The organism is Psychrobacter sp. BF1 (assembly GCF_019279065.1).
In the GTDB taxonomy this organism is placed as follows: Bacteria; Pseudomonadota; Gammaproteobacteria; order Pseudomonadales; family Moraxellaceae; genus Psychrobacter; species Psychrobacter urativorans.
Genome location: NZ_JAGYWV010000006.1, coordinates 165721 through 184671, shown reverse-complemented (window position 1 = coordinate 184671; position 18951 = coordinate 165721). Strand labels below are relative to the sequence as shown.

General features: G+C 42.3%; 17 protein-coding genes, 1 tRNA gene and 3 pseudogenes. 8 read left to right on the top strand and 13 right to left on the bottom strand.

Annotated features, from left to right (window positions below):
- Positions 1–241: 241 nt before the first annotated feature.
- A complete protein-coding gene (locus KZA12_RS08985) occupies positions 242–1582 on the top strand; it encodes a valine--pyruvate transaminase (RefSeq protein ID WP_218690003.1) in 1341 nt (446 codons plus the stop codon).
- A 166-nt stretch (positions 1583–1748) separates the two neighbouring features.
- Here the strand turns inward: KZA12_RS08985 and KZA12_RS08980 are convergent, their stop codons facing one another.
- From KZA12_RS08980 to hisB, 5 genes are all read right to left on the bottom strand, one after another.
- Entirely contained in the window at positions 1749–2660 is a 912-nt protein-coding gene (locus tag KZA12_RS08980; RefSeq protein ID WP_218690002.1) for a DJ-1/PfpI family protein, read from the bottom strand.
- A gap of 304 nt (positions 2661–2964) precedes the next feature.
- Positions 2965–3342, bottom strand: a complete 378-nt coding sequence (locus tag KZA12_RS08975; RefSeq protein WP_218690001.1) for a hypothetical protein — start codon at positions 3340–3342, stop codon at positions 2965–2967.
- Between the two features lie 302 nt (positions 3343–3644).
- Complete coding sequence (locus KZA12_RS08970; protein WP_218690000.1) at positions 3645–3803, bottom strand: hypothetical protein; 159 nt, start codon at positions 3801–3803, stop codon at positions 3645–3647.
- A gap of 39 nt (positions 3804–3842) precedes the next feature.
- Positions 3843–4487, bottom strand: coding sequence for an imidazole glycerol phosphate synthase subunit HisH (hisH, locus tag KZA12_RS08965; protein WP_201623730.1), 645 nt, complete (start codon positions 4485–4487; stop codon positions 3843–3845).
- Positions 4488–5147, bottom strand: a complete 660-nt coding sequence (gene hisB / locus KZA12_RS08960) for an imidazoleglycerol-phosphate dehydratase HisB (protein WP_227677299.1) — start codon at positions 5145–5147, stop codon at positions 4488–4490. It lies immediately after the preceding gene.
- Between the two features lie 244 nt (positions 5148–5391).
- Here hisB and KZA12_RS08955 point away from each other — a divergent pair, with 244 nt between their 5' ends.
- Positions 5392–5814, top strand: a complete 423-nt coding sequence (locus tag KZA12_RS08955; RefSeq protein WP_218689999.1) for a hypothetical protein — start codon at positions 5392–5394, stop codon at positions 5812–5814.
- 93 nt (positions 5815–5907) lie between these two features.
- Positions 5908–5983 (top strand) — tRNA-Phe (locus tag KZA12_RS08950).
- 230 nt (positions 5984–6213) lie between these two features.
- Here the strand turns inward: KZA12_RS08950 and KZA12_RS08945 are convergent.
- Entirely contained in the window at positions 6214–6561 is a 348-nt protein-coding gene (locus KZA12_RS08945) for a hypothetical protein (RefSeq protein ID WP_201623728.1), read from the bottom strand.
- Between the two features lie 195 nt (positions 6562–6756).
- Between KZA12_RS08945 and KZA12_RS08940 the strand changes: the two genes are divergently transcribed.
- From KZA12_RS08940 to KZA12_RS08925, 4 genes are all read left to right on the top strand, one after another.
- Positions 6757–7254: a DUF4385 domain-containing protein gene (locus KZA12_RS08940; RefSeq protein WP_218689998.1), complete on the top strand. Its 498-nt coding sequence runs from the start codon at positions 6757–6759 to the stop codon at positions 7252–7254.
- Positions 7255–7446: 192 nt separating this feature from the next.
- A complete protein-coding gene (locus KZA12_RS08935) occupies positions 7447–8124 on the top strand; it encodes a phosphoglycolate phosphatase (protein ID WP_201623726.1) in 678 nt (225 codons plus the stop codon).
- A gap of 84 nt (positions 8125–8208) precedes the next feature.
- On the top strand, positions 8209–9921 hold the full coding sequence (locus KZA12_RS08930; protein WP_218689997.1) for a formate--tetrahydrofolate ligase: 1713 nt from the start codon (positions 8209–8211) through the stop codon (positions 9919–9921).
- 195 nt (positions 9922–10116) lie between these two features.
- Positions 10117–10761, top strand: coding sequence for a DUF2238 domain-containing protein (locus tag KZA12_RS08925; RefSeq protein WP_373416605.1), 645 nt, complete (start codon positions 10117–10119; stop codon positions 10759–10761).
- Positions 10762–10918: 157 nt separating this feature from the next.
- On the opposite strand, the gene KZA12_RS08920 is transcribed toward KZA12_RS08925, so the two are convergent.
- Complete coding sequence (locus KZA12_RS08920; protein ID WP_218689996.1) at positions 10919–12571, bottom strand: YifB family Mg chelatase-like AAA ATPase; 1653 nt, start codon at positions 12569–12571, stop codon at positions 10919–10921.
- A gap of 386 nt (positions 12572–12957) precedes the next feature.
- Between KZA12_RS08920 and hemN the strand changes: the two genes are divergently transcribed.
- Positions 12958–14511: an oxygen-independent coproporphyrinogen III oxidase gene (hemN, locus tag KZA12_RS08915; RefSeq protein WP_218689995.1), complete on the top strand. Its 1554-nt coding sequence runs from the start codon at positions 12958–12960 to the stop codon at positions 14509–14511.
- 73 nt (positions 14512–14584) lie between these two features.
- Here the strand turns inward: hemN and KZA12_RS15065 are convergent.
- From KZA12_RS15065 to KZA12_RS08890, 6 genes and pseudogenes are all read right to left on the bottom strand, one after another.
- Positions 14585–14638, bottom strand: a pseudogene (locus tag KZA12_RS15065) (hypothetical protein); the annotation flags it as partial.
- Positions 14632–14688: pseudogene (locus KZA12_RS15060) on the bottom strand (hypothetical protein); the annotation flags it as partial. The pseudogenes KZA12_RS15065 and KZA12_RS15060, both read right to left, overlap by 7 nt.
- Positions 14685–16100, bottom strand: coding sequence for an esterase-like activity of phytase family protein (locus KZA12_RS08905; RefSeq protein ID WP_218689994.1), 1416 nt, complete (start codon positions 16098–16100; stop codon positions 14685–14687). The gene KZA12_RS08905 and the pseudogene KZA12_RS15060, both read right to left, overlap by 4 nt.
- A gap of 214 nt (positions 16101–16314) precedes the next feature.
- On the bottom strand, positions 16315–17154 hold the full coding sequence (locus KZA12_RS08900) for an SPFH domain-containing protein (RefSeq protein ID WP_373416609.1): 840 nt from the start codon (positions 17152–17154) through the stop codon (positions 16315–16317).
- Positions 17155–17564: 410 nt separating this feature from the next.
- Positions 17565–18017: pseudogene (locus KZA12_RS08895) on the bottom strand (NfeD family protein); the annotation flags it as partial.
- Positions 18018–18259: 242 nt separating this feature from the next.
- Positions 18260–18814, bottom strand: a complete 555-nt coding sequence (locus KZA12_RS08890; protein ID WP_201623719.1) for a porin family protein — start codon at positions 18812–18814, stop codon at positions 18260–18262.
- Between the last annotated feature and the right edge of the window lie 137 nt (positions 18815–18951).

Here is an 18951-nt window from a genome sequence, read left to right as displayed (position 1 = left end):
GTTGTGGCGCTTACAGCATCTTGCACAGGAGTGGTCGCTCGAATGTTGAAACGCTACTGTGTTTAGCCACAGACTGCCAACTGCAAGCAAAAAGTAGGATTAGCTTCAAAAGCTTATAACTCTAAAACTTCAAATCTAAAACGCTCTCTATTAACTTAGCGTGCGTTTTTTTCAATAAAGCCCACCACTCATTTGCTATAATAGCGCCACTTTATCAAACAACCAACCTCACGGTAACGCTATGAAATTCTCAAAATTTGGTCAGAAATTTACTCAGCCTACAGGCATCTCACAATTAATGGATGACTTAGGCGATGCGCTAAAGAGCGATCAGCCAATCAACATGCTGGGTGGTGGTAATCCTGCCAAGATTGAAGCAGTAAACGAGCTATTTTTAGAAACTTATAGAGCACTTGGTAATGATAATGATATAGGTGAGACGAACACTACCTCTATCAATAGCATGGGTAACTACTCTAACCCACAAGGCGATGCCGCCTTTATCGATGCCTTAGTCGGCTTCTTTAATCGTCATTACGATTGGAACTTGACGGCAGCTAATATTGCCCTAACCAATGGCTCACAAAACGCTTTTTTCTACTTATTTAACCTGTTTGGCGGTGCTTTTACTAATGAGTCTGCTGAGCACAATGAGCCGAACCAGTCCATAGATAAATCTATCCTGCTACCACTAGCGCCAGAATATATTGGCTATAGCGATGTGCATGTCGACGGTCAGCACTTTGCTGCTGTATTACCGCATATCGATGAAGTCAGCCATGATGGTGAAGACGGCTTCTTTAAATATCGGGTAGACTTTGCAGCGTTGGAGAACTTGCCAGCGCTAGTTGAAGGACGTATCGGGGCGATTTGCTGTTCGCGTCCGACTAACCCAACGGGTAACGTCTTGACCGATGAAGAAATGAGCCGTTTAAGCGACATTGCTAAGCGCTACGAAGTGCCGCTGATTATTGATAACGCTTATGGTATGCCTTTCCCGAATATCATCTATTCTGATGCCCATCTCAATTGGGATGACAATACCATTCTATGCTTTAGCTTATCTAAAATCGGTTTGCCGGGCGTGCGTACGGGCATTATCGTTGCCGCGCCAGAGGTTATCGCAGCGGTAAGCTCGATGAATGCGGTAGTCAATCTTGCCCCTACTCGCTTTGGCGCGGCCATTGCTACACCGTTGGTTAAAGACGATCGCATCAAGCAATTGTCTGATAATGAGATTAAGCCATTTTATCAGCAGCAAGCCAAGTTAGCCGTACGCCTATTAAAAGAAGCCTTGGGAGACTATCCTTTAGTCATTCATAAGCCTGAAGGCGCTATCTTCTTATGGCTATGGTTTAAAGATTTGCCGATTGATACCGTTGAGTTGTATGAGCGTCTAAAACAAAAAGGCACGCTGATTGTCCCTAGTAAATACTTCTTCCCTGGGGTCGATGTTAACGACTACAAGCATGCACACGAGTGTATCCGCATGAGTATCGCTGCTGATGAGCAAACGCTGATTGAAGGTATTAAAGTCATTGGTGAGGTGGTACGTGAGCTGTATGACAATGCTAGATGCTAAAGGCTAAATAGCTAATTTAAAAAACTTTTAGCCTTAAAAAGGCTTTAATCATTAAAATAATGAATCATCGAAGCCTTTTATGTTAAAAAAAAACGGACTATTATAATAGTCCGTTTTTTATGCCATAAGCTTTTATGTTTTATTTTAGAATAACTTATATAGACTTTTAGTTCAGCGCCTCTAATAACGCCTTAGCACTAAGCTTGCCAAAATCATTGGCAGCTAATGGCCCATCACCTGAGATTAATTTTCTATCCTGATGCGTCTGTCCTGTCGTCAGCTTATTACTGATAGTAACGCCTAAACTCTCTAACTTTTCGCCGAAATACCAAGGCATAGTGCCAGGCAAATAACCAATCTTCGGCATTTGCTTATCCATACCCGTAGGGAACGCTACTATCTCATAGCCTTTAAAGATAAAGTCACTATCAGACTTATCCTGTGGCTCTGAACTATCAGCACTCGCTAAATTGGCAGCCAATAAAGCCGCTGGTCCGTGACAAATTGCTAGAGTAAATAGCTCCTTATCTACCGCCCAGCGCAATAGTTCACCAAGGTTTTTATCTTCAGGTAAGCCCAGCATCGCGCCATGACCACCTGGAATAAAGATCGCTGCATAGTCGTCGCTATCAGTCATATCATTTGCCACAAAGCCTGCGATACTATTGGGATTCTCAAGCTTAGACTTATATTCGTTATAGATAGCTTTGACGTACTCATCATCCTCTGGCATCGCCCACTGCTCAACTTTGACAGGATCGCCCGTTGGGGTAAAGACATCTACCTCAAATCCGGCTTTTTTAAAATGCAGTAAAGGCACCATCATCTCTACAGGATGATTGCCTGTGTCGAACTTGTTGCCATTCTCCATCGTCATGTATTGCTGCTCAGTACAGACCATTAGAATTTTTTTATTGCCAGTATAAGGCGTATCGTACTCAGTGTTATCGTAGTTAGTCTTATTAGGCGCTGCCAATTTAAGTGACGATGTAGAAGGGATATAAATTCCCGCTGCAGTCTCTTGTGGTTCTAAACCTAAAGTATCTTTGGCTTTATCTAGTAGTTGTTGAATATTCATAAGTTTTCCTATTTTATTATTTATATTGGATTGTTAATCGAGAATGGTAGAAATCATGCATAGAACCATTCAGCTATAATCTGCATTCAAAATAACAAACTAAGGAAGTACTAAATAGATGAGAATTTTTATATTTCGTAAGCTTTGTAACGTTTAGGATGCTCGACTGCACAACTAGTTGGCTTTTTGGCTGTTTGGCTATGAACTGAGGTGAGTTGAGCTAATAGCCTAGCCGCCAAAAAGTGATAATTAGCAGCAGGATAGTAGATTAGAAAACTAAGCTATATAGGCAGACTACCTTAAACTACGAGCGTTGTTTTAGCATTCTAGTTGCTGCATTGGTAGGCTGAAATATTTTGGTCCACATCGTCAAGGCATAGAGTAGATAAGACAGTAAGCAAGTATTTATAAGGTCATGAATGCTGGCTTTTATATCCTCGCTGCCTAAAGCGAAAACACCTTTTGGTACAATAATATGGCGGTTATCTAGATATTCGCCTAGCAAGGCGACGCTAGTCACAATAATTAAAGCGATAAAGGATCTTATGCCCTGCTTTTTGAAGATCGGACGCAGCAATACTAAACACAGCAGATAAACACTAATACCCACATACATATGTAGAGCATCTTTATCTAGGCCAGTAGCTGCTATTACGCCCATTTTGAAGGTAGTAAAATCCACTTTTTTCTCTCAAATTGTAGCTATAATCAATAAAAAAGATGAGTTGCGCTGACGCAAACCCATCTTATGGTTAAACTTAACGGCTGCATATTATAGTTTAAAAAACCACCCTCTAACCAAATACAATATAAGCAAACACAATCAAGTCACAATGCAAAAGCTGACCGTTTTACCTATCTTGCTTCTAAAGCCTTGGGTTGTACAGTCTCGACTATAAAGTTTCAGTTATAAATTCATCACCACTTTGTAAAAGAGAATTTAACCCCATTAGCAAAGCTTCGATCATTAGCTGTAAGTCATTTCTAAGTAGCGTGTAAGTCATTAAAGCGCTCAAGCATGGTCTCGCAGTGCGGTTTAGCCCCGACTGTCGAGGTATCCTGCTGTTGACGATGGCGCTGTGGACTGTGGCTGGGAGTGGTCGCTCGGCTAGAGCGAACGCTAGCAGACACTTTAGTCCACACGCCAGCGGCTAGGCAGATACAAGCAGAAGGCGGGATTAGCTACACATCCCACTCTACAAAATTCTTCAATAACTGTAAGCCTGCGCTATGGCTCTTTTCTGGATGAAACTGGGTGGCGAATAGATTGTCTTGTAAGATGCTGGCGCAAAACGGCTGGCCATAGTCACAAACAGCAGCGACTTGGCTACTATCTGCTGGCTCACAGTAATAGCTATGCACAAAGTAGAAGTGCGACTGATCCTTGATCCCTCGCCATAACGGATGAGCCAAATCCATACCAGTAATAGTATTCCAGCCCATGTGTGGAACTTTTATAAGCTGATGGTTTTCATCGGTCCACGTCGGATCAAAGGCTTTGACTTTGCCATCCAAGACATTTAAGCAAGGCGTGCCATCATTCTCAGCCGAGTCTTCAAACAACGCTTGCATGCCCACACAGATCGCCATCACCGGCTTATTAAACACCGCGTGGCGTATCACTTCGTCAATGCCGTTCTCTTGCATACCGGCGATACAAGCGCGCATAGCACCAACCCCTGGAAAGAAGATTTTATCAGCAGCAGCGACAACTTTGGGATCATTAGTGATCGACACTTCTGCGCCGACCGCTGATAAGGCTTTGCTAGCTGAGTGCAAATTGCCCATGCCATAATCTAACAATGCAATTTTGGTCGCCTTACTCATTTAGAACGCCTCTTTAGTCGATGGTAGCGTATTTAGCGCCCGCTCATCATATTCACAGGCCATACGTAGGGCACGAGCAAAGGCTTTAAAGGTAGACTCAATCTGGTGATGGCTGTTCTTACCTTTTAGATTGTCTAAATGCACAGTCATCCATGAATGATTGACGAAACCATAGAAGAATTCACTGAATAAATCGACATCAAAACGACCAACATGCGAGCGAGTAAACGGAATGTCCATGTGCAGACCAGGGCGACCTGATAAGTCGACGACCGCACGGGTCAAAGCTTCGTCTAGTGGCGCATAAAAATGTCCGTAACGACGAATGCCCTTTTTATCGCCAAGCGCTTTATTGAAGGCTTGCCCAAGGGTAATGCCAGTATCTTCGACACTATGGTGATCGTCGATAAAAGTGTCGCCATTACATTTGATATCTAAGTCAAATAAACCGTGACGCTTGATTTGATCGATCATATGGTCCAAAAACGGTACGCCAGTGTCAACAGTGCCTTGGCCAGTACCATCAAGGTTGACGGTACAAGTGACTTGGGTCTCAGCCGTAATGCGCTCTACAGTGGCGATACGTGCTGGGCGACCATGTAAGTTTAAGTTTGCAGGCAAGTTTTGGCTTTCAGGTTGTGCAGTAGAATTGGCAGTCATGGCTACTCTCTGTAAAAAAGGATTTATAGATATGAGGATGTTGGTATAAGGATAGCCCTTTAAGGATATTCTTATATGGATAATTGGATGATAGCCTTATCATAGCAAAGTGCAGCAACTAGGGCTATGGCAGGAGATGAAAGGGCGTACATATTTGCGCTATTCTGTTAAAATAGTGAGTTTACTATTATCAATCATTACTAACATTTTGCTAATCAGCGCTAACACACTATAGGATACGGTTATGCCATTAGAAGCAATCGCCATTAATAGACTAGATGCTCCGCTAATGAGCAAAACAACTCGCGACAATGAATTGGCTGAGCGTTTGCAAGCCTTGTACGATACTGATGACAATCAGCCAGATGGTACCGAAGTATTGGCCATTATTGAGCAAGGTTTTAAGCGTGGACAATGCCTATATGTCGGCATGTTCAATGACAAACCTATTGCCGCTGTCGCCTGCTTCGATGATGGGCAAACTGATGCTAAGCGTCTACAGTACTTGACGGTACATGTCGAAAACCGTAACCGAGCTATTGATGCCAAGTTTATCAAAACGGTCTACGATGCTGAGGTCAAAAAAGGCGTACGTCAATTCGTCCCTGTCGATGCGGATATTCATCGCATCATGAGCGAATATCAGTTATTGACCGTTAAAAGCTAGTTTTTGCCCTAAATTAAATTATTTTAAATAAAAATGCAAAAATCACTTGACAGAAGAGTCGATATTTAGTTTAATAGCGTCCTCAACGAAGACGGCTCGATAGCTCAGTCGGTAGAGCAACGGATTGAAAATCCGTGTGTCGGCAGTTCGAACCTGCCTCGAGCCACCATTTCGTTAATAGAATTTAGTAGTAAACGAATAGTTAAATAAAAAGCCCTAAACAGCAATGTTTGGGGCTTTTTTATGCCTGCAATTTTGTAGGCTGGTAAATCTCTAACTACGCCTATTAATACTGTAATAGGCGTAGTTTTATTGTGCTGATACTGGCTCTATGATAATAGTTTTACAATACTGGCTGTATGACTGTAATTCTACGATACTAACTCTATGACGCTAGTTCTAGGATACTGGGTCTCTTAACAACAGCTCGCAATACGTTGCCGAATTTAAATTATAAATAGTAGCGCGATAATCAACACCGTACTCACTATCAGCAAATATGACCTTATCCCCTACAGTTAAATTGCAGGTTTGGCGCGCATCGTAGATAAAGTTATTAATCACAAACACTTCATCGCCCTCGACATCTTTGACAATATAAGCATCGTCTTTTGGCAATAAACGCTGGAACCAAGCGCTATGGGCACTATTAATACTCATAACCATCAATAACAGCGCTGATAATAACAATATTACGCTCTTAGACCACCAAGCTGACCCAATGTTGTCGGTAATGACTCTATCCATGATGACTCGTCCTGTTTTATTGGTCTAAAAGTGATGTGGTAAAGATTACTATTTTTGTATAGCGCTGTTTAACAGTATTTTAACCTTTTACTGTCACGCTCAGATAACATTTCTGTGCTATTTTTTATATCAGTACGCTGAGTATACTAAAGTTCATAAATAGTGACTGATAGTGAATAAGAGAGGCGAACCACTATGCAAGAATTTGATTATGATTTGGATTATAAGACCCTAGATTTACGTGCGCAACCTGAACTTTACCGAGTGGGTCGTGGCGAGCAAGGGGTATTGCTAGTAGAGCCTTATAAATCTGAGATACTACCGCACTGGCGCTTCGCCACTCCTGATATCGCCACTAAGAGCAGCGAGACTATTTATCAGATGTTTTTAGATTATCTGGCGGCTGATGATTTCGTTGGCGCTGATATGGCGCGTAAGTTTATTCAAATGGGTTATACCCGCGCTCGTCGCTACGCCAATCATAAAGGCGGCAAAAAATATAAAGGGCCAGTACCCGATGATAAAAAAGGTCAAAGTGGTGCTCATGGTCGTGAAGAGTTACCCCGCCAGCAAGAAGATCCGATAAAAGCAGAGTCCGCACGTATCTTTAAGCTGACTTGGGATAAATGCCGTGACAATGAAGATTATCTCAAGCAAAAAGCTGAACACCGTAAACGCTATAAAGAAGCTTAATAACCTTAATAACCTTAATATCCTTAATAATAACGGTGCAAGAACCAGCTTCCATCCTACGTTATGCTAAGGTAGGTAGACAAGCTGCTAGCTCTAGCTAAGAGCTCCTTAATTCTCTATCACTAACTAACTAACTAACTAACTAACTAACTAACTAACTAACTAACTAACTAACAATAATGAGAATAAATAATGACCAAGCAACTTTTAATTTTTGATTTCGATGGTACTTTAATTGATAGCGTGCCAGATTTGGCTGATGCTACTAATACTATGCTTAGCCAGCTGGGTAAAGCGACTTACTCTTTGGAGACTATAAAGCAATGGGTAGGTAATGGTTCAAGACTATTGGTCGAGCGCGCTTTGCTTGGTAAAACAGAAGTATTGGCAGGAGAATTAACAACAGAGCAAGCCGATCACGCTGAGCAATTATTCTTTGATGCTTATAGTAATATTAGCCAAAGCAAAACGCTGGCTTATCCTGATGTTGATAAAGGGTTGCAGCAATTAAAAGCGGCTGGGTTTACTTTAGCTTTAGTAACTAATAAGCCGATACGCTTTGTACCTAAAATCTTAGAGAGCTTAGGATGGACACCGTTGTTTGACGTAGTATTAGGCGGTGATAGCTTACCGGTGAAAAAACCCGATCCTGCGCCCCTATTGCACGTCTGCGAAACTCTTAACTTTCAGCCAGCACAAGCCTTTATGATTGGTGACTCTGTTAACGATATCTTAGCAGGCCAGAATGCAGGCATCGATACCTTGGGCTTATCTTACGGCTATAATTACGGCAACCACATCGGTGATAGTAACCCTACGCAAGTTTTTGATAGTTTTGCTGACTTACTTGCCTATCTGTTGGCGAAATAAGCGCTTAGCAAAATAACTTATTAGTTGAATAGGCTAAATATTAAATAGGCTAAATGCTGGCAAAAACTTAAAGAGATGTTCCCTATGTCCACTGTTCCTAGCGATATTGCTATCGCCCAAAGCGCCACCTTGCAATCGATCAATAGCATCGCTGCCAAAATTGGCTTAGCTACTAACAATATAGAACCTTATGGACACTATAAAGCCAAAATAAACCCTAATGATGTGTTTGCTAAACCGGCAAAGACTAAACATAGCAAACTAATCTTAGTCACCGCTATCAACCCTACTCCTGCTGGCGAGGGCAAAACTACGGTTACTATTGGCTTGGCCGATGCTTTGAATCGTCTGCATAAGCAGCAACAATCTGACCAAATTACTATAGTAGCTTTGCGAGAGCCTTCTTTAGGCCCAGTGTTTGGCAGCAAGGGCGGTGCTGCTGGCGGTGGCTACTCGCAAGTACTGCCGATGGAAGATATTAACCTGCATTTCACTGGCGACTTTCATGCCATAGGTGCAGCAAACAACTTACTCGCAGCATTGCTAGACAATCATATTTACCAAGGTAATGAGCTGGGTATCGACCCTAAGCAAGTACTATGGCGACGGGCAGTAGATATGAATGATCGGCAGCTACGCAACACTATCAGCGGTATAGGTAAAACGACTGATGGGGTGATGCGTGAAGATGGCTTTGATATTACCGTGGCCTCTGAGGTAATGGCCATCTTCTGCTTAGCTACTGATTTGGCCGATTTAAAACAACGTTTAGGCAATATTTTAGTCGCTTACAACCACCACAAACAGCCTGTTTACGCCAGAGATCTCAAAGCTCATGGTGCTATGGCAGCGTTGCTAAAAGATGCCTTACAACCGAATCTAGTACAGACTATTGAGGGCACACCAGCTATCGTCCACGGTGGCCCCTTCGCCAATATAGCTCATGGTTGTAACTCAGTGATTGCCACTCGTGTCGCTACCCATTTGGCCGACTATACTCTGACTGAAGCTGGATTTGGCAGCGACCTTGGTGCACAAAAGTTCTTCGATATAAAATGCCGGTTATCAGGGCTAACTCCCGATGCAGTAGTGCTAGTCGCTACTATTCGAGCGCTAAAGTACAATGGCGGCGTTGCTAAAGATGAGCTGACGACCGAGAACTTGCCCGCCCTTGAGCGCGGTCTACCGAATTTGTTTAAGCACATCGACAATATGCAAAACGTCTATGGCATGCCAGTAGTAGTGGCTATCAATGAGTTCTCTAGTGATAGTGATGCTGAGGTGGCATTGATACGCCAAGCTTGTCGTAACAGAGGCGTGGAAGTTGCTTTGACCCAAGTATGGGAAAAAGGCGGTGCTGGTGGTGAAGCCTTGGCACAGGCATTGTTACGTCTACTCGATAGCCAAGCTGATAAGCCCAGTCAGTTTCGCTTTGCCTACGATAATGACAGTAGTATTGAGGATAAAATTCGCACAGTTGCGCAGCGGGTTTATGGCGCTAAGGATATAGCTATTAGCAATCTTGCGCAGTCTAAAATAAAACGCTTAGAAGCGCTTAACTTAGCGGGTCTGCCTATCTGTATTGCAAAAACTCAATATTCACTCAGCGACAATGCCAAGCTACTTGGCCGACCTACTGGCTTTGATGTGCAAGTACGTGATATCAGCATCTCTACTGGGGCTGGTTTTATTATAGTCATTTGTGGCGCTATTATGAAGATGCCGGGCTTGCCTAAACGTCCTTCTGCTGAGCTTATAGACATCGATGATGCTGGCAATATTACTGGCTTGTTTTAAATTAGGATAAAAGTAATTGCTATCCATCCTAGCGTAATACAGTCAGTAATAGAGCGAATAGCCCTTCGGTTTTTAGCGCTGCTTTTTTGAACAGCTAGGCTGGCTAATAAAGGGCGGTGGGCAAGGCTGGTATTTTATTTTAATAAAGCCATAATCAGCTGTAAAAAATCCAGCCTAATAAAGGGTAGTTAAATTTTGATAGATAACAAAAGCAGCTTGCCGACTTACTCGCTTAAATTACTATGGCTACTGATATTTTTTGTGGTGCTAATTTGGTCAGCTATTGATCCTAAAGACTATTTCACTTGGTCTTTAGAAGTCTTTCCTGCTTTACTTGGCTTAGTAGTATTAGCAGTGACTTATCAGAAGTTCCCTTTATCAAGATTAACTTATGCTTTGATCCTGCTGCATTGCATCGTATTAATGATAGGCGGTCATTACACTTATGCACAAGTACCATTGTTTGACACTTTTGCCCAATGGTTTGGTTGGCAGCGTAATCACTATGACAAGCTCGGCCATTTCATTCAGGGTTTTGTCCCCGCTTGTATTGCTAGAGAAATACTACTGCGCTTGCAAGTCGTAAAAAATGAGCGCTGGCTAGTGACTTTTGTATTGTGTTTTTGCTTAGCATTCAGTGCTTTTTATGAGCTAGTAGAATGGTGGGCCGCGTTAGCCGTAGGTGAAGATGCAGAAGCGTTTTTGGGTACTCAAGGTTATGTTTGGGATACTCAATCGGATATGCTGTTAGCCTTAGTTGGTTCGATAGTGTTTTTAGTGGTTTGTCGAAAATGGCAGGATTCAAGTATACAAAACTCGTCTTATATAGCTCCCCTATAAAATGAAATACTAGGTTAACAAATAAAGTGCTACTGGGATGAATTTTGTGCAGCCTCTGGAAAGGTAGCACTCAAGGAAAATTTATACCAATAGCACGCTGTAAGAGCTGTACTGTTTTGATTTAGCATTAACTATAAACACCGCTTTACTTAATCAGCTATTTACTGCGATAGCTTAGAGCTTCAGATATATGAATGCTGGTAACGCTGTCACTATCCGCTAAATCAGCAATAGTACGCGCTACTCGCAGGACTCTATGGTAGCCACGTGCTGATAAATTAAGGCGCTGCTGTGCTAACTGTAATAACTGCTGTTCGCCCTCTCCTAACGGCACATAGTCATCAATCTCGCTAGGGCTAAGCTGGTTATTGACCTTTTGCTGCCTTTGCAGTTGACGCTGGTGAGCTGCGGCTACTCGTAGTCTTACTTGCTCAGAACTCTCGCCAGCTTGCGCATTTTGTAAATCGGCAATCGGTAGCGCTGGCACGGTAATATGCAGATCAATTCTATCGAGCAGTGGGCCTGATAGTTTATCTTGATAACGCTTAATCTGCTCAGGACGACAGCGACAACGTCCTGAAGCATCGCCATCATAACCACAAGGACAAGGGTTCATGGCAGCTACCAGCTGAAAGTTCGCTGGAAAAGTCATTTGCGAATTGGCACGACTAATAGTAATTTGCTTAGCTTCTAACGGTTGACGTAGTACCTCTAATACCGCACGTTCGAACTCAGGCAATTCATCTAAAAATAGCACGCCCTTATTCGCCAGCGTAATCTCGCCCGGTTTAGGCCGTGAGCCGCCACCGACTAGCGCCACCGCCGATATAGTGTGATGAACTTGTCTAAATGGTCTAGTGCCATAATCGTAGTCGCTATCGGCTACTGAGTAGGTACTAGCGACTTCTAGTGCATCCTCAGCGCTTAAATCTGGCAATATCGTGGGTAGTCTTGAAGCCATTAACGTCTTACCAGAACCTGGCGGCCCAGTGAACAATAAGGAATGACCCCCTGCTGCTGCAATCTCTAATGCTCGCCGTGCATGATGCTGGCCTTTGACATCTGCCAAATCCACTTTATAACCAGCGTGCTGCTGTGCAGGAGTTGGCGCTACAACCTGCAACTGCTCAATCTGCTCACTTGGATAAGCTAAGGCTTGCAGGTGATCGCAGACTGCCTTTAGGTTCTGAGCCGCTAAGACCTCGATGCCTTCGACCCGACTGGCTTCCGCCCCATTAGCTTTAGGTACTATCAACTGTCGCGACTGCTGTGGCTCAGTTAGCGGCTCTTCGGTTAGTTTATTTAGTAAGTCTGTACTTGATGGTTGTTTTTCTGATAGTTGTTTCTTCGGCAATGTGTCTTTATTGAGCAATGTCTCTGTGTTTTGCCGTTGCTGTTTTTTTTGCACTAGGTCTTCTGCTTTTATAGCTCGGGCTACTGCCAAGCTGCCTGTGACTTGTCGAAGCTCACCATTTAGAGCCAGCTCACCAATGAACTCAAACCCCGATAATACTTCTGGATCGAGCTGATCGCTGGCAGCTAAGATACCAATAGCAATAGGCAAATCAAGTCGCGCGCCGTCTTTAGGCAAATCTGCCGGTGCTAAATTGATAGTCAACCGCCGATTAGGGAACTGAAAGCCTGAGTTCAAAATAGCCGAGCGTACCCGATCTTTACTTTCACGCACTGCTGCTTCGGGCAGACCAACGATAGTCAACGCTGGTAATCCTTGTGATAAATGCACTTCGATAATCACAGCTGGCGCATGTAAACCTACCACTGAACGAGTATAAACTTGGGCAAACGACATTAGGCTTTCCTGATAAGGAGACCTTTTGATAATAGAGTATTAGGTAGTAGTGCGCAAATGTTGTGTATTTTGATAAAAATAGGCTATACGATCTTGTAGTGTTAAATAGGGAGTCAACGTTTATGAGTGACTTTATAAAGAGTTATTTTAGGACGACCTCTATTTAGCGTGTCTTATAAATAGGCATATATAGGGCGTCTTGGAGAAGATTTTTTATAATTAATATTGGTTTATAGCGGATTTATCTTGTCGATGTGCACTTACTGGCCACCCTATTGCCGACAAGGATTTGTTATACTACACCTCACTTATTGCGCTATAAATATCGTAAGCGATAACCTTAAAAAGATAGTAGACCTAAATAGCACTAACGTAAGGAAGATCGCATGTCAGACTCTAATTCAATCTCTAATAATGCCCCAGAGCAGCCCTACAATCACGCCAATGAGCAACCTACTACTGCACGTCCTTTAGTAGAAGTAAACAACCCCTATGCCAGTTTGCGGGGCACTAGTGGTAATAAACAGCTACCAGCCTTTGATGAAGCTTTAGTGAATAAGTACAACCGTTCGGGTCCTCGTTATACTTCTTATCCGACCGCGCTAGAGTTTACGCCGATACCAGATGGAATCGAAGCACAGATCCTAGAAAAGCGTGAAGCACGTGCGCCGCTATCGCTATATTTTCATATTCCTTTTTGTCGTCATCTTTGTTATTACTGCGCTTGTAATAAAATCATTAGCAAAAAGAACAGCGACTCAGGGGATTATTTACAATACCTTATAAGCGAGATAAAACATAAACGTCGCTTGTTGGCCAACCCCAACAACGGTGACAAACCCTTAGTTAAGCAGCTACATTTAGGCGGTGGGACTCCGACTTTTTTAGGTGATGAAGAGTTAGTACAGTTGTGGCAGTTTTTGCAGACTCAGTTTGAATTTTTACCTGAAAGCGAAGGTGATTATTCAATTGAGATAGATCCACGAGAGCTTGGTGAGCAGACCTTACAAACCTTGCGAGGTCTTGGTTTTAACCGTATTAGTCTCGGCGTACAAGATTTAGATGAAGCGGTGCAGATTGCAGTGAATCGAGTTCATTCAGCAGAGATGATTGCTAATATCTTAGCCGAAGCACGAGCATTAGGTTTTCATTCTATTAACATTGATTTAATTTACGGTTTACCGCATCAGACGCCAGCGACATTAGACAGAACGGTACAACGTATTATTGAGATGTCACCAGATCGCCTATCGGTATTTAACTATGCTCATCTGCCCGAACGCTTTAAAGCGCAGCGACAGATCAAGGATGAAGACTTACCAAGTGCAAGCGCTAAAATCGATATGCTTGGTAATACTATCGATACTCTAACTGCTGCCGGGTATCAGTTTATTGGTATTGATCACTTTGCTAAGCCTGACGACGAGTTAGCAGTAGCCCAGTGCGAAGGTAAACTGCATCGTAACTTCCAAGGCTACACTATCATGGGTGACTGTGACTTATTGGGCTTTGGGGTGTCGGCAATCAGCCAGATTACTAATGCCAATAGCCGTTATATCTTACAGAACCATACTGATTTACAGGTTTATCAAGACACTATTGACAGGGCGGTCAATGACAACCCTAACGTCTTGCCAGCAGTTAAATATATCAAAACCTCAGTCAAAGATCGTCTGCGCGAATATGTGATTATGAATCTACTCTGTCATGACTATATCGACTTTAGAGACGTCAATCAGAAGTTCGGTATCGATGCCATTACTTACTTTATCGAGGAGATTCAACAGTTAGGCGAGATGCAAGCAGACAAGCTAGTAGATATGGATGCTGCTGGTATTCGTATTAGGCCTAAAGGCCGTTTGTTAGCTCGTAACGTGGCCATGGTATTTGATGAATATCTTGAGAAAAAACATAAAAATCGCTTTTCTAAAGTTATTTAAAACAGCTTACCCATAATAAAAAACACCTCTTAATTAGAGGTGTTTTTTTAGTTAAAAATTAACTCAAAAGAAGCTAAAGTTGGTTTGTTGGTTTGTTGGTTTGTTGGTTTGTTGGTTTGTTGGTTTGTTGGTTTGTTGGTTTGTTGGTTGGTTGGTTGGTTGGTTGGTTAACCCTATTGGCTAGGCATTACTAAGTACAAGCGATTTATATCTTCTATAGTCTTCTGTGTATCTAGATACTTTTGTTCAATGATGGAAGCTAAATTCTCTAGGGTAGCAGTGCTAGTATCGGCATCTGTTATAGAGAAGTCGTCATCGTTCAATAAGCCTAGCGAGCCATCCTGACGCAGCCATAAACCCTCAAGCTTGTCGTGTGGATAGTCTAAAGTGGCGATCACATCAACTACCATAGTTTTGCTAACGGGATTGATATCCATATCTGCAAGAACTTGCCAGTTGTTATCATCGAAGGCTAAGAAATGCTCTAAGCTTTGGTTATTAATCATTAACCCTAAGTTTTGATCTTGATTAACGCTATATTTATTACTAGTCACAGCGCTAGTAAGGCTTTCTATGTCAGTCGCTAGCGAGAGGTCTATTTTATAAATATACTTTTGCGCTTTGGCTGTTTGTAATGGCATCTTACGATCATGTTCAATCACATAAAACTCAGTACTACTTAATGCTACGATCCCAGAGTTAACGTGCTTCGCAGTATTTAGGCGATATAAATATTGGGCAATCTGGCCCGTAACTAAGTTAATAGTTAGGATACGAGTCAAGTCTGAATTGCCACCTACTCTATCAGGATTATCCAGCGCTGACTCCATAACACCGACTAAAGTGCTTTGATCGGGGGTGATGGTTAAACTCTCCATGCCACGATTGGCACGGCGATGGCTAAGTTCAGGCGGTAGTAATAAGGGTGTACCATCGATTAGCACATTATTACGTTTATCATTAGCGAAAGGATTGATACGAGCAAGCTCTACTCCCTCAGCACTATAATGCACTAGATTCGGGCCATACTCATCACTAATCCAAAAACTACCATCTGTTAAAGCCGCTAGTCCTTCGGGGTCTAAGCCGTTGATATCAGTCCTAATAGGATTGCTAAGCTCATTGAATGGTAGCTCAGGATTAACAACCATCAGCCGACCTCTGACATCGTAAGGAATCTCGTTAGTGCCGCCAAGAGCCTTTGGATTGGGTAAACCACTGATAGGATTGCCCTTAGTATCTTTGAGCAAAATCTCTGTTATTTTTATGATTTGGCCGTCAGCTTGCAGTTCAAACAATCCAATACGTGGGGTATAGTCTGGCAGTAAGAACAACTTACCAGCACCAGCGCTACCCTCAAAGTCGGCATTAGGTCCCCGATCAGTGAGTACATAAAATTGATTAGCGTTGGTCGGATGGGCAACAGCGTCAGAGCCGAAACCACCATTACGAATTTCTAACTTTTTACCGGGATAAGCAGCATTGCTGTATTGATTATTTAATACACTGTAGGGTAACGGCGTTCCCTGAACAAAATCATTTACGCTAATTATTTCACTATTCTTATTACTTTTATTAGCTTTTTCCATGGTAGAAACTCCTCGATCTTTTTATTTTCAGTGGGTAAATAATAGTATTAACAAAGTGGACACTTATCATACCTTATTAGTAGCAAGGTTATAGGTTAGCTGATTTTAGTGGGTAGCTACTATAGATGAGTAGCTATAATCAGCTTATAAAAAAATAAACGGCTAGTAATTTACTAGCCGTTTATTTGCTCTAACGAGCTTAAAACATTGCTTGTTAAACTTTTAGTTTGTCGCCTACCATACCTTTAACTGTACTCAGGATATCAGCAGGTAGTACTACCATTTTGGAGTTATCAGATTCTGCTAACTGGCGAATGGCTTTAATATACTGCTCACCAAGCAAGTAGACAATTGGCATCTCCTCTTTGCCCATAGCACCAGTAATAAGGCGAATAGACTCCTCTGATCCTTTTGCGAGTACCACTTGCGCTTCTGCATCACGGCGCGACGCTTCTAGACGACCATCAGCTTCTAAGATAGCAGCTTGTTTTTGACCATCAGCCCGAGTCACTGTCGCACGACGTTGACGCTCAGCAGCAGCTTGCTCTTCCATAGCCATTTGCATAGTTTGTGATGGATTAATATCCTGAATCTCGACCGTCTTTAGGGTGATACCCCAGTCAGCGATATCTTCTGAGATAGCATGCTTGAGTTTAGCCTTAATCTCATCACGGCTAGATAAAGCGCTGTCCAAATCCATCTCACCTATAATAGATCGCAGTGAGGTTTGGACTAGATTGCGAATACCATATTCGTAGTCTTCGATACCGTAGACCGCTTTGTCTGGACGCACAATACTAATATAAGCGACGGCGTTAGCGATGATGACCACGTTATCACGAGTAATGACTTCTTGTGAGGGAATATCAAGCACGATATCTTTGGTAGTGATTTTATAAGCAACAGTATCGATGAAAGGGATAATTAGAGTCAGACCCGGCTCTAACGTCTGCTGATATTTACCGAGACGCTGGACAATCCATTTATACCCCTGAGGAACAATACGCACCCCTTTATATACAGTCAAGGCAATCAGGGCTATTAGTACCAACATAACAATACTGACGCCATTAAGATTGCTTAAGATGCTATTCATAATACTCTCCTTGAGCCATTGCCGATAATAATGCAGCAAGCTCGTATGTGTTTGCGCTTATTATTTTTAGATAACAGATCTTTGAACGAATTGTTTTGCGATAACTTATTTGCGATAACTTGTTGGTTATCTACCTTATTGGTTATCTAACTAAGAGCCGGTCAAGAAGTGCCTCTTATTGAGACCAATTGAGCAGCAACTTAAGCGCATTACTTATTTGTAAATTTTTTTTCGAGGCGCACGCTGTCTAGATTAGGCTTGCTAAGATTCAATCGGTTAATTCTAATATCACTAGTTACAGGACGGCTTTCAATAGCGACACTGATATCAGGTTGCAAAACATTAGCAACCGCAATACGTTTAGTTAGCGCCACAATAAGCTCATTACCTACGATATCGGTAACCACTACTCTATCGCCTACTTCAACTACTTCACCTTGAGTGCGACAAGACCACTCATCAGCTCCGACAATAGGGACACTAAAACGTACTACTCCCAGCGCGGTGCCTTGAGGCTTGAGTACGATCATACCAGTTTCACCAATGATGACACTGCCACCGAGTCCAGCCTTCGTACGGTCTACTGACAAAGGTTTAATGTACTTGACCCAAGCGAACATAAAAATCACTGATAGAGTCAGCCAAATAAGAACTTGCAGCAATATAGGCACTGGCAATAGCCAAGCTAGAGCCGCAACAATAATAGCCGCAGCCCCGAACCAAAGACTAGCAAAAGTAGGGATAAATATTTCAGCAATCAATAGTAGAAAACCTAATACCAGCCAATGCCAAGGCTCGATCATATAGATAGTTTCAATCATTGTTGTCTCCTCCCTCTTTGTGGTTCTATACTTTAATGTAACACAGTTCAACTATTCATATTGTCTTAAAAATCAGTATTATACTATTAGTTATTGTGTAAAGTGCAGCACCAAACAAAATTTTATAACAGGATTTATAGACATAAAAAAACGACCAACTTAGTGGTCGTTTTCTTATTTTATATCTTTTTTTATATCTTTATAATCTGAACATTATAATCTGAACATTGAATGCCGTTAAATTAGAACTTTAGATGGGCACCAACAGTCATCAAGTTAGCATCGCTACCTAGGATGTCATATTCTGCTTCAACGCCAAAACTTGGGTTTACAGCATAACCAAGACCAACACCACCAGCTAAGCTAGTTTCGCTATTTGAGTAAGTATCAGTTTTAAATTGAGCATTACCAATACTAGTAGTATAGTCACCTTCTACTTTAGTTTTTGCAACACCTAGCTTACCTTTAGCGTAGAGACCAGTGTCAGCGAAAGCATAGCGGTAAGTACCGTAAGCGCCATAAGTTTTGGCGTTGATGTCACCACCTCTATAGTCAGCATCATCTGAACCAACATATTCAGCTTCTATACCGAAATTAGGATCGAAGTTGTAACCACCATATACACCATAAGCAGTAGGCTTGTCAGCGTTATCAACATCTAGATCAAACTGACCGACTTTGACGCCGACGTATGGCTGACCAGTATAACCATTACCATAAGAGATAGCAGCTTGAGCGCCTACGCTAACTAATGAGCCCGCTACTAGAGCAAGTAAAGTTTTTTGTAAAGTTTTCATTGTGTTCTCCTTTAAGGTGTATTTTGACAAACAAGCTATCTATTTATATTAAGGTCATCTAAACAACTTCTAACACTACTGATAAAAGCAGTAATAACCATATCGCCTTGTTTGCTTACGATGGGGTTATATTAACA

What these genes read in the sequence shown, in the direction of transcription:
- hemN (WP_218689995.1), top strand. Translation starts at nt 12,958, where the DNA reads ATGTCAGACTCTAATTCAATCTCTAATAATGCCCCAGAGCAGCCCTAC.
- KZA12_RS08955 (WP_218689999.1), top strand. Translation starts at nt 5,392, where the DNA reads ATGCCATTAGAAGCAATCGCCATTAATAGACTAGATGCTCCGCTAATG.
- KZA12_RS08905 (WP_218689994.1), bottom strand. Translation starts at nt 16,100, where the DNA reads ATGGAAAAAGCTAATAAAAGTAATAAGAATAGTGAAATAATTAGCGTA.
- KZA12_RS08945 (WP_201623728.1), bottom strand. Translation starts at nt 6,561, where the DNA reads ATGGATAGAGTCATTACCGACAACATTGGGTCAGCTTGGTGGTCTAAG.
- KZA12_RS08940 (WP_218689998.1), top strand. Translation starts at nt 6,757, where the DNA reads ATGCAAGAATTTGATTATGATTTGGATTATAAGACCCTAGATTTACGT.
- KZA12_RS08980 (WP_218690002.1), bottom strand. Translation starts at nt 2,660, where the DNA reads ATGAATATTCAACAACTACTAGATAAAGCCAAAGATACTTTAGGTTTA.
- KZA12_RS08920 (WP_218689996.1), bottom strand. Translation starts at nt 12,571, where the DNA reads ATGTCGTTTGCCCAAGTTTATACTCGTTCAGTGGTAGGTTTACATGCG.
- KZA12_RS08890 (WP_201623719.1), bottom strand. Translation starts at nt 18,814, where the DNA reads ATGAAAACTTTACAAAAAACTTTACTTGCTCTAGTAGCGGGCTCATTA.
- KZA12_RS08985 (WP_218690003.1), top strand. Translation starts at nt 242, where the DNA reads ATGAAATTCTCAAAATTTGGTCAGAAATTTACTCAGCCTACAGGCATC.
- KZA12_RS08930 (WP_218689997.1), top strand. Translation starts at nt 8,209, where the DNA reads ATGTCCACTGTTCCTAGCGATATTGCTATCGCCCAAAGCGCCACCTTG.
- KZA12_RS08935 (WP_201623726.1), top strand. Translation starts at nt 7,447, where the DNA reads ATGACCAAGCAACTTTTAATTTTTGATTTCGATGGTACTTTAATTGAT.
- hisH (WP_201623730.1), bottom strand. Translation starts at nt 4,487, where the DNA reads ATGAGTAAGGCGACCAAAATTGCATTGTTAGATTATGGCATGGGCAAT.
- KZA12_RS08900 (WP_373416609.1), bottom strand. Translation starts at nt 17,154, where the DNA reads ATGTTGGTACTAATAGCCCTGATTGCCTTGACTGTATATAAAGGGGTG.
- hisB (WP_227677299.1), bottom strand. Translation starts at nt 5,147, where the DNA reads ATGACTGCCAATTCTACTGCACAACCTGAAAGCCAAAACTTGCCTGCA.